General features: G+C 34.6%; 8 protein-coding genes and 1 pseudogene. All 9 read right to left on the bottom strand.

The window, feature by feature from the left end; all coding sequences use genetic code 11:
• A pseudogene (locus BW929_RS11080) lies at nt 1–353 on the bottom strand (mannitol dehydrogenase family protein); the annotation flags it as partial.
• An 18-nt stretch (nt 354–371) separates the two neighbouring features.
• Complete coding sequence (uxuA, locus tag BW929_RS11075) at nt 372–1,439, bottom strand: mannonate dehydratase (RefSeq protein ID WP_076545554.1); 1,068 nt, start codon at nt 1,437–1,439, stop codon at nt 372–374.
• Nucleotides 1,440–1,468: 29 nt separating this feature from the next.
• Nucleotides 1,469–2,836 (bottom strand): glucuronate isomerase, encoded by a 1,368-nt coding sequence (gene uxaC, locus BW929_RS11070; protein WP_076545553.1) that lies wholly within the window; start codon nt 2,834–2,836, stop codon nt 1,469–1,471.
• Between the two features lie 17 nt (nt 2,837–2,853).
• On the bottom strand, nt 2,854–4,137 hold the full coding sequence (locus BW929_RS11065; RefSeq protein WP_076545552.1) for a TRAP transporter large permease: 1,284 nt from the start codon (nt 4,135–4,137) through the stop codon (nt 2,854–2,856).
• Nucleotides 4,138–4,148: 11 nt separating this feature from the next.
• Nucleotides 4,149–4,637, bottom strand: a complete 489-nt coding sequence (locus BW929_RS11060; protein ID WP_076545551.1) for a TRAP transporter small permease — start codon at nt 4,635–4,637, stop codon at nt 4,149–4,151.
• A 62-nt stretch (nt 4,638–4,699) separates the two neighbouring features.
• Nucleotides 4,700–5,692 (bottom strand): C4-dicarboxylate TRAP transporter substrate-binding protein, encoded by a 993-nt coding sequence (locus BW929_RS11055; protein WP_143414036.1) that lies wholly within the window; start codon nt 5,690–5,692, stop codon nt 4,700–4,702.
• 195 nt (nt 5,693–5,887) lie between these two features.
• Nucleotides 5,888–6,574: a GntR family transcriptional regulator gene (locus tag BW929_RS11050; RefSeq protein WP_076545550.1), complete on the bottom strand. Its 687-nt coding sequence runs from the start codon at nt 6,572–6,574 to the stop codon at nt 5,888–5,890.
• A gap of 114 nt (nt 6,575–6,688) precedes the next feature.
• Nucleotides 6,689–8,872 (bottom strand): glycoside hydrolase family 3 C-terminal domain-containing protein, encoded by a 2,184-nt coding sequence (locus BW929_RS11045; protein ID WP_076545549.1) that lies wholly within the window; start codon nt 8,870–8,872, stop codon nt 6,689–6,691.
• A gap of 15 nt (nt 8,873–8,887) precedes the next feature.
• On the bottom strand, nt 8,888–10,981 hold the full coding sequence (locus BW929_RS11040; RefSeq protein WP_076545548.1) for an alpha-glucuronidase family glycosyl hydrolase: 2,094 nt from the start codon (nt 10,979–10,981) through the stop codon (nt 8,888–8,890).
• Nucleotides 10,982–11,024 lie beyond the last annotated feature (43 nt).

Here is an 11,024-nt window from a genome sequence, read left to right as displayed (position 1 = left end):
TCAGCTTTTAATCCTTCAGCAATACTGGCCAGCAGTGTTTTATCCAGATTACCATCAGCTGACATCTTAACTACCAGACTTAAGTTATCAGCTGGTTTATATATTTTGTCTATAATCTCATAGTCAAAACCTTCGGCAGCAATGATTCCTGTTTCCACTTCTCCTTCATTTAAGAGTTCCTGCTGCAGGCGAGCTATAAAAGCTCTAAAAATATTACCTGCACCAAAGTGTACCCATTCAGGATTTGCTTTTGTTTTATCAACTAAGTTCTGATAGTCAAATTCTGGCGGATTTATTCCGGCTTCAGTCCACTGTGCTTTATCTTTTAATTCTTCTTTTTTTAGTTTTAACATATCGCTCTCCTTCCCTTTTTATTTACTACATTTATTAATTGCTTCCCAGAGACCATTAAGATAAGTTGCTCCAAGAGCTCTATCATATAACCCATAACCTGGTCTGGCTTTTTCTCCCCAAATCATACGGCCGTGATCAGGCCTAATATAACCCTCATATCCTATGTCATAATATGCTTTCATAATTTCAAATAAGTCTAAAGAACCATCATCCGATAAATGGGATGTCTCATGAAATTTTCCATTTCCATCAAATTTTAAATTCCTGACATGTCCAAAATGAATTCTATTTCCAAATTCTCTAATTAGATCTGGCACATTATTATCAGGATTTGATCCTAAAGAACCACTGCATAAAGAAAGACCATTATAAGGATCATCTACCATATCCAATAATTTGCGAATATTTTCTTTTCCAGTCATAATTCGTGGCAGTCCATAAATTGGCCAGGGTGGATCATCAGGATGAATAGCCATTTTTATATCATTTTCCTTACAAACAGGTAATATTTCTTCTAAAAAATATTTAAGATTTTCAAAGAGATCATCTTCAGTAATTGATTCATATTTTTTCATAATATCTTTTAATTCAGCTAATCTTTCTGGCTCCCAACCTGGTAGCGAAAACCCTTCAGAACTTTTATCAAATTCTTCTACTAGTTTTACTGGATCTGTATTATTAATCCATTTCTCATCATAAGACATTGTAGTTGATCCATCTTCCAGTTCCAGGGCCAGGTCAGATCTCAACCAATCAAATACAGGCATAAAATTATAACAAACAACTTTTACTCCTTCTGCAGCTAAATTTTTAAGAGTTGCTTTATAATTTTCGATATAGTTGTCACGTGAAGGTGCCCCTAATTTAATATCCTCATGAACGTTAACACTTTCTATCACTTCCAGTTCCAGACCTGCATCATTAATTTTCTTTTTTAGATTTTTTATTTTATCTAAAGGCCATACTTTACCAACCGGTATATCAGAAAGAGCACTAACCACTCCTGTCATTCCAGGTATTTGTCTAATTTCTTTTAAACTTACACTATCATCACTTTCGCCAAACCAGCGAAAAACCATTTTCATTAACATCACCAACTTTTTATAATCTTTTCTTACTTATTTTTAAAAAATAACTCAAGAGGTCTATTATAAGATAAATCAACTGCAATTTTTTCTGCCAGTGAAATTGGTAGCTGCTGTTTTAATACACTTTCACCTAACAAATTAGCAAGAGTTCTTCTATATACTTCAGTTCTAGAAGCATAAGATAGAATTTTTCTAGAATCAGTCACCATTCCGGTCTGCTTAGCTAAAATATCAACAGCTGCTATATGATTAAGATGCTTATTCATTCCATAGGCACTATCATTAAACCACCAGGAAGAGCCTAAATTTAAGTTTGGAAAAGCTCGTGCTATAGAAACTAATGACTGTAAATAATTATCATTAATTATATAGGCAACAAATTTTAAATCTTCAAATTTATTTAATAAATATGATAAACCATCTACAATATTAACTTCCGAACCGATTATATCTCCTCCAGAATTAATACCAACCTCATCTAAGAGACTTTGTCTATAATTTCTTTTAACACCAATATGAAGCTGCATAATCCAGCCTTTTTTTCGATTTAACTCTGCATAATAATTAAGCATAAAGGCTTTAAAAATTATTATTTCATTATTTCTTAACTCCTGGTTAAGTTTTTTATCAAAAATATTTTCTGCTTCTTTAAAACTTACTTCTTTACTCATTAGTTCAGGTAAATCATGATCACTGGACACACATCCCAATTTATCAAAATATGAATGTGAAAGTTCTAAAGCTTTTAATAAGTTATTAAGTGATAAATTATTAGTATCTAAATATTTTTCAATAAGTTTTAGAACATTTCTCTGCCAATTTGATTTTTCAATTTTACTGTAATTATCAGGTCTCCAGGTAGGATAAACTTCTAAATTTTCAAGTTCATTTTTGGCCTTTTTATGATACTTTAAATCTGAAACAGGATCATCTGTCGTACACATAATTTCTACTTTCATTTTATTTAGTAATGATCTGGGTTTATAATCATCTTTTTGTAATTTTGATTTAGTTATTTCCCAGATTTCATCAGCATTATTGGAATTTAATAGCTTTTGAATCCCAAAAGAATTTTTTAAGTCAAGCTGCATCCACTCAAATACCGGGTTAAGTGCAAAAGAAGGAAAAACCTCCGCAAAAGCTTTCCATTTTTCTTTATTAGAAGCATTACCAGTTATTTTTTCTTCTTCAATACCCATTCTTCTCATTAACTGCCAGATGTAATGATCTGTTTGACCCTCAACTTCCCAAATATCATGCCAGTTTTCATTATCTATTATTTCTTTTAAATCACTGTGATTATGGGGATCTATTATTGGCAAATCTCTAATTTCATTATAAATATTTTTAGCTTTAGTATTAGTTAATAAATAATCATTATTTAAAAAATCCAATTTTTATAACCTCCAAATTATAAACTATAAACTAAATCCGGTAAAAATAATACTAGATTTGGAAAGAAAGCCAAAATAACTATTAAAACAAGAATTGCCAGGGTAAAGGGAATCGACTGATATACATAATCCTCTACTGGAACGTCCATCAGCGAACATACTGTATACATTGTCACACCAACTGGTGGAGTCATTCCTCCCATTGTTACAATAGTCATCATCATAATTCCAAAATGTACAGGATCAATTCCAACTGACTTAATAATTGGAAGAAAAATCGGAGTTAAGAGCAAAACATTTACTGTTGCTTCCATAAGCATACCTGCAATAAATAAAAATCCTAAAATCATAAACAATAGCAAGGTTGGATTTTGAGTAATTGATGTGATAACCTGAGCCATTTGCTGAGGAACCTGATTTGCAATAATAACATATCCAAATATTGAAGAACAAGCGATTATTAAAACAATTACTCCATTATCAAATAATGACTGTTTTAATACTTCTTTTAAATCAGACCATTTTAATTCTTTATATACATACTTCCCAATTATAAATGCATAGACTACAGCAAAAGCACCGGCTTCAGAAGGAGTGAAAAAGCCAAATCTAATACCAATGATTAAAATCAAAGGGAAAATAATTGCCCAGATACTATCTTTTAAGCCTTGCCAAACTTCTTTTTTAGTTGGAGCTTTCTCTCTTACAGGAGTATATCCTCTTTTCTTAGATGTAATATATGTTGTGACCATTAATAAAAGTGCCATTAATAAACCAGGAATTATTCCGGCAATGAATAATCTTCCTATAGAAACCTGTCCCGTATAACCGTATAGTATAAGACCAATGCTTGGTGGTATTGTAGCAGTAATTAAAGAACTTAAACCAATAACTGCGGCACTATAAGCTTTATCATAGCCCTGTTTTGTCATAGAAGGTCCTAAAATTCTTGCTTCCATCGCTGCATCTGCAACTGCTGAACCAGAAATTCCTCCCAGAAGCGAACTTAAAACAATGCTTACATGGGCTAAACCACCGGTTAAATGTCCAACTAAAATAGTTGAAAACTTTATCAAACGCTTAGTAATACCAGTAGCATTCATTAAGTTACCTGCTAAAACAAAAAATGGAACAGCTAAAAGCGGATAATTTTGCGTTGCTGCTACCATTCTTTGTGTCACTATAGAAAAAGGTAAACCAGCTTCAAACAAAAAGAATAGTGAACTCGAAATACCAATGGTAAAAGCTAAAGGCATTCCTGTTAATAATAAAACTACAAAAACGCTAACTACTAGTGTCATTAATCTCCCTCCTAAATCAGGTCTTTTTGTTCACTCTCTGAACTAAGAATTTCATTACTCATGAATTTATAAATTATAGTTCTAAACATTAATAAACATCCTATTGGTACACCTGCTGTAGCATAAGAATAACTAATTCCCAGGGTATTAAAATTTCTAGAAAAATTTCTAATTGTTAAATCAAAACCATAATAGATAATACCACTTAAAAACAATAAAATAATGAGATAATGTATTATGTAAATAATTTTTTTGAATTTTTTAGGTAAAAAATTGACAAAAAAATCTACTCCAATATGATTATTTGTTTGTAGAGCTCTATCAGCTCCTAAAAATACAACCCAGACAAATAATAATTGAGCAAGATCTACACTCCAGACAATCGGATTACCTAAATATCTCAAAGCTGCTGCAACAAAAACTAAAATAACAAGTATCCCTAAAGCAAATGCACCAACGGTATTTTCAATCTTATTAATTGAATCATTAATTCTATCCACCGCAATACCTCCATTTTATTTTTTTACGGCCTCCGATATCGGAGGCCGTAAAAATAATATAATTAATTTAATACTTCATTCTGAATTTGCTCTTTTAATTTGCTGTAGCCTAATTCCTCATAAACCCCCTGAACACTTTCCACAAAGGCATCAATATTAGGTTCAACAATTGTAACACCCATTTCTTCCATTTCAGCTTCATACTTTTCTCCTAATTCAATTGTCAATTTAGAGGCATAGTCTCCTGCCTTAATAGATTCTTCTATTATTATATTTTGATACTCTTCAGGTAGACTGTTAAACCATCTAGTCCCAACAACTAGACCTGTCATTAATTGAAAATGTCCAGTCTTATTAATATAATCAATAACTTCATAAAGTGAAGATCCATAAGTTGCTGTATGCTGAGCTTCTGCACCATCAATAACTCCCTGCTGAATTCCTGGATATACTTCCGACCAATCTAATGGAGTAGGAGTTGCTCCCATTGCTGCAACACTTTTTCTCCATACTGGTGATCCAGGAGTTCTAATCTTTTGACCATTTAAATCGGCAGGAACTTCTACTCTTTTATTTGTTAAGAAATGTCTTGCACCCTGATACCAGTTAAAAGATAAAACTTTATAATTGTCTTCGGTTAATTGATTTGATAAATCTCTAAACATATCGGATAAAACTATTTTTCTTACATCTTCATAGTTTGTAGCAATATAAGGAGCATTTAAAATACCGATTTCAGGTAAAACATCTGCAAGTCTTCCTGCATCCGTTATAACTGCAACATTTGCTCCCATTTTTGCCTGTTCCTGTAAATCATCTGTGCTTCCTAACTGTGAATTTGGAAATACTCGTATTTCCAAATCTCCATCAGTTTTGGCTTCTACATTTTCTTTTAACTGCATTGCTCCCTTATACATTGGATTTGTTTCACCAACTGCCATACCAATATTTAAAGTATAGTTTTGGGCCATAATTGAATTACTGAAAACAATACTTAAAACTAATACACCAATAAAAACAATTAATGATTTAGAAATAGATTTTTTAGTAAACAATTTTATTCCTCCTATTTAAGTTGTTATAATATATGAACTATTCAATGCAAAAATAAAATTTTGAATTTTTAAAATACCCCTCCTCATTTTTATGTAATCTTATATACTTATATTCTTAATTTTATTATAATTAAGAATTATTATCTATTGTATTCTAATTATACTAACATGTTAGTTAATATAAAATTAAACTTTTTAACTTGCAAAATAATCTGGATAATCTCTTTTTAATTTCTCCTGATCAAATTTAATTCTACTAATGTGAGACTCCATTACCTGTAAAGCTTTCTTAGAATCTCTTTCTCTAATAGTATTTATAATTCTCTGATGATCTTCAATAACATCTGAGCGATTAAAATCTGCAGATAAACTTAAAATTCTCATTCTATTTAAATGACTGCTTATTTGTTCAATTGAGGTCCATATATTTTCCATATTGCATCCTTCAAACAACATTTTATGGAATTCATTATCATACTCAAATAATTTTAAATAATTATTTTGTTGTAAACTCATTTCTTGAACTTTTAGGTTAGCCTCTAAATCAAATATTTTTTCATCGGGAAAAACCTCACATGCAAGTTTTACAATTTTTGTTTCTAACGCTTCCCTCATAAATTTAGCTTCCTTAACTTTATCCAGGTCAATATATGATACAAAGGTTCCCCGCTGAGGATAAACATCAATTAAACCTTCTTCTTTTAGTTTAACAAAAGCTTCCCTAATTGGAGTTCTACTCACCTCAAACTCACTTGCTATTTCTTTTTTTCGTAATATTGTGCCTGGTTTTATTGTCAGGTTCATGATATTTTCTTTTAAAACATTATATACATAATCTTTCATATTTAAATTGTTATATTTTTTGTGATAAGCTAAATTCATATAAATCCACCACCTGTTAAGTATATTAATAATACTAACATACTAGTTTAGAATTGTCAAACTATTTTCTGAAAAAGCAGAATGGTTAATTATCAAACCACTCTGCATATAATTTTAGTATCCCAATTCAACACTATTTCCTTTTACTTCAAGTTTTTCTACTAAAACTTTCTGTTTTTTTAACTGCTGACTATAATTATTAGGTTGACTCCCCCCTACATAAATATTAAATTCTCCAGCCTCCAAAATAGCCTGTCCTTCTTGATTGATTAAGGCAAAATCTCGGCGAGTAAGTTCAAATTCAACTGTTTTTTCTTCTCCAGGATCTAATTCAATCTTTTTTATACCTCTAAGCTCATATTTGGGAGTTGGAACACTGCTATCTAAATCTTTGAGATATAGCTGTACAACTTCTGCTCCCCTGTATTCACCAGCATTTTTAATTTTTGTGCTAACCTTGATTTCTATCTCAGAGTCAGTGGAAAAAGATTCTGACGATAATTTCAAGTTACTAAATTCAAAATCCGTATAACTTAAACCGAAACCAAAAGGATAGAGTGGGTCTGCTTCCATAAATCTATAGGTTCTATTCTGCATCGAATAATCTCTAAAATCAGGCAGCTGATCCATAGATCTAACAAAAGTTACCGGTAATTTTGCAGATGGATTATAATCTCCAAATAGAATATCAGCAACAGCGTTTCCGCCTTCTTCCCCTGGATACCAGGCTTCTAAGACAGCTCTTGCTTTTTGATCAACCGAATTTAAATTAACAGGACTACCATTTGTAATTACTGCAATGATTGGCTTTCCTGTCTCTGCGACAGCTGTCAGCAGTTGCTCCTGCATTCCTGGCAGAGCAATATCTATCTTATCTCCGCCACCATCTGAGTTGGCAACTGCCCCCTCCTCTCCCTCCAGTTCAGGAGAAATACCAAGGCACATTATTACTACATCAGATTTTTCGGCAATGGAAACCGCCTCTGCAAAGCCAGCATCCGGCTGATTACCCCAGTAAGAAGGCTCAGTTGTTCTCAAATCACAGCCCTCAGCATAGTAAACCCGGGTCTGGTCACTAACCGCATTATGTATTCCATCTATCAATGTCACATATTTAGAAGCCTTACCGCTGTAGTTTCCAATCAGCACCGGCTGACTGTCAGCATTGGGGCCAATAACTGCTATAGAATCCAGCTCAGCTTTATTTAAAGGTAAAATATCTTCTTCATTTTTAAGCATAACTATTGACTGCCTTGCTGTCTCCCGGGCCAGCTCTCTATTTTCCTGACTGTCATTTACTTCAAATGGAATCTGATTAAAGGGAACTTCATCTTCCGGGTCAAACATTCCCAGTTTAAATCTGGTCTTCATCAGCCTCTTAACTGATTTATCAATTACTGCTTCTGTCAGCAGGCCTTTTTCCACTGCAATTTTCATGCTCTCATACACTCGACCGCAGTTTAAATCACAGCCCTTATTTACTGCCATTGCTGCAGCTTCTTCAGGGCTCTCCTGAACCTGATGCCTTAAATAGATATCCTCTATTGCACCACAGTCGGAAACATAGTGGCCGTCAAAATTCCATTCTTCGCGCAGAATATTTTCCATTAACTCTTTACTGGCACAGGCAGGCTCACCATTAACTCTGTTGTAGGCACCCATTACTGCCTCAACTTTTCCTTCCTTAACCGCATCACGAAAAGCAGGCAGATAGGTTTCGCGCAGATCTTTTTTATTGACCTCTGCATCAAAGTGATGGCGCTCACTTTCAGGTCCGCTGTGAACTGCAAAGTGTTTGGCACAGGCTGCAGCCTTTAAGTACTTGGGGTGGTCTCCCTGCAGTCCTTTAATAAAAGCAACTCCCAGACGTCCAGTTAAGTAAGGATCTTCACCATAGGTTTCCTGGCCTCTTCCCCAGCGGGGATCTCTAAAAATATTGATGTTGGGTGTCCAGAAAGTTAAGCCCTTATAAATTCCGCGGTCATCCTTTTTCTGAGCCTGATTGTACTTGGCTCTGGCCTCATCTGCTATAGTCCCCGCAACATCATGGAGCAGTTCTTCGTTAAAAGAAGCTGCCATTCCAATTGCCTGAGGAAAAACGGTTGCTGTACCAGCTCTGGCCACTCCATGCAGGCATTCATTCCACCAGTTATATTTTTTAATATCCAGTCTTTCAACTGCCGCTGCATCATAGATCATCTGCGACATCTTCTCTTCTAAAGTCATTCTAGAAACTAAATCTTCTACCCTTTCTGTTAAGGGAAGAGATGGATTTTTATATTTCATTTCTTCAGTCATTATATTCCTCCATTACTAATATATTTTCCGATCAAACTTATCATCAATACCGGAAATTCTGTGGAAGTAGGTATTCACCTGATCCCTCCACTCAACAGCATTATCAAGCTGCATCTTAAGCCTTTTATTTACATTTTCAAAGATTTCTGAATCAACTTTTTCTTCAAGTTTCTCCCAGTGTCCCTGCAGTTCTTTAACAGCTGCCACACCTCGAAAGTGGCTGTCGTAAATATGCTGAATCACCGTTTTACCAGAATCCAGCTCATGGGTATAGGGAACATGATGGAAAAATAGAAGCAGCTCATCCGGACAGTTTTCTATAGTCTCATATTTTTCTGCATTTTCCTTAAAATATTGACCCGCATAACCGGTTCCAGTTGCTACACTGCGGTCAACACCTATTCCCTCATGGTCCGCTCTGTGATAGGTTCCCCAACGCGAATATTCATAACCGTTGACATTAACTCCATAATGGTGACCTGGGTTTACCATCCAGCCAATTCCTAAAGGCGAAGTATAGTCTTCATAAATACTCCAGGAGTATAACAACATCCTGAGCAGGCTCTCCATCACTTCCTGATCCTGACCAAAGGTGATTTTTATCCACTCTTCTGTGATTTTAACAGCTGATAAATCTGGATTCCAGGCCAGACGGCCGTAGCCATAGAGATTGGCCTGAGCTAAGTGGTGTCCTGTCCAGTTCTGATCATTACCTACATTAACAACCGCAGCAAATCCAGTATTTTTCTGATTATAAGTTGAGCCGTCAACAATTCTCTTAACAGGGGTATTTTCTCCCTCAGCATAGGTGTCGAAATCAGTAACCTTCTTCCACTGAGGAATTAAATAACATAAATCCTTCTGCTGGCCTGTATATTCCTGAGTAACCTGCAGTTCAAGCACCTGATTTGTTTCCGGCATGGCTCCAAATAGTGGAGTAATTGGTTCACGCACCTGAAAGTCCATCGGTCCATTTTTGATCTGTAAAAGTACATTTTCCTTAAATTGGCCATCTAAATCCTTAAAGTTGTCATAGGCAGCTCGGGCTCGGTCGGTCTCTTTATCCCGCCAGTCCTGCTGACAGTTGTAGACAAAACAGCGCCAGATTAATAAACCTCCATGGGGCTCCAGTGCTTCTGCCATCATATTGGCACCATCAGCATGGCTGCGGCCATAGGTAAAGGGTCCTGGTCTGCCTTCAGAATCTGCTTTAACTACAAATCCTCCAAAATCTGGAATCTCATCGTAAATTTCGGCAGTTTTTTCTTTCCACCAGAGTCGTACTTTTTCGTCCAGTGGATCAGCAGTATCAATACTACTCAGCTGCATCGGTGAAGCATAGTTAGCACTTAAATAGGTGGTAATTCCATAGTCTCTTAAAATATCAGCAATGGTAATTACCATCTCAATTTTGTCATCAATTAAGCGTGTTTCCTGATAAGAAACATTGACATTATTGATAGAAAGAGCATTGATACCAATTGAAGCCAGCATCCGGGCATAATCTCTGATCCTTTTTAAATCATTTACCAGCTGATTATCTTTATAAAAAATTGACTTGCCTGCATAACCCCGCTCAATGCTGCCATCTAAATTATCCCAGTGATTTAGCATTCTGAGATTATTTTTGGGATTAGATAAAAGATCTAGTTCCAGCAGATCATTTTCCTGCTGAATTTCTCTTAAAAGGGCAAAAACTCCATACAGCAGCCCCTGATCTGAAGCTGCAGTAAGCAGGAGCAGATCCTGTTCTTTAAAATATTTAATTAAATAGCCTTCTTCATCTAATTCGCCAAATTCTACATTATTTAAAATTGAAGAAATTTCTTTGCTGCCGGCAGCAATCTCTTTTACCTCGGTCTCTGCTGCAATTAAAATTTTATTCTGATACCGATCTTTAAAATTCAATTTAAAATCTGCTGCTAAAAACTTAGGCAGAGCCCGTTTGAGTTCTTCTTTTATTGATGCACTTAAATTTGTCTTCCCATAAACAGAAATATTGCTCAGTAATTCTTCATTTTTATTTAAATAATTATCACTCAGTTTTTCATAACTTAACCAGGCCTGATAGGCCTTAGATTTTTTGTTGATAAATTTTTTTATTGACATTTTTTATCCTCCAATCATGAGGTGAAAATTAAATTAGTAAACT

The organism is Halanaerobium kushneri (assembly GCF_900156285.1).
In the GTDB taxonomy this organism is placed as follows: domain Bacteria; phylum Bacillota; class Halanaerobiia; order Halanaerobiales; family Halanaerobiaceae; genus Halanaerobium; species Halanaerobium kushneri.
The sequence above is the reverse complement of the archived record's forward strand: the minus strand, read 5'-3'. Positions and strand labels throughout refer to the sequence as shown.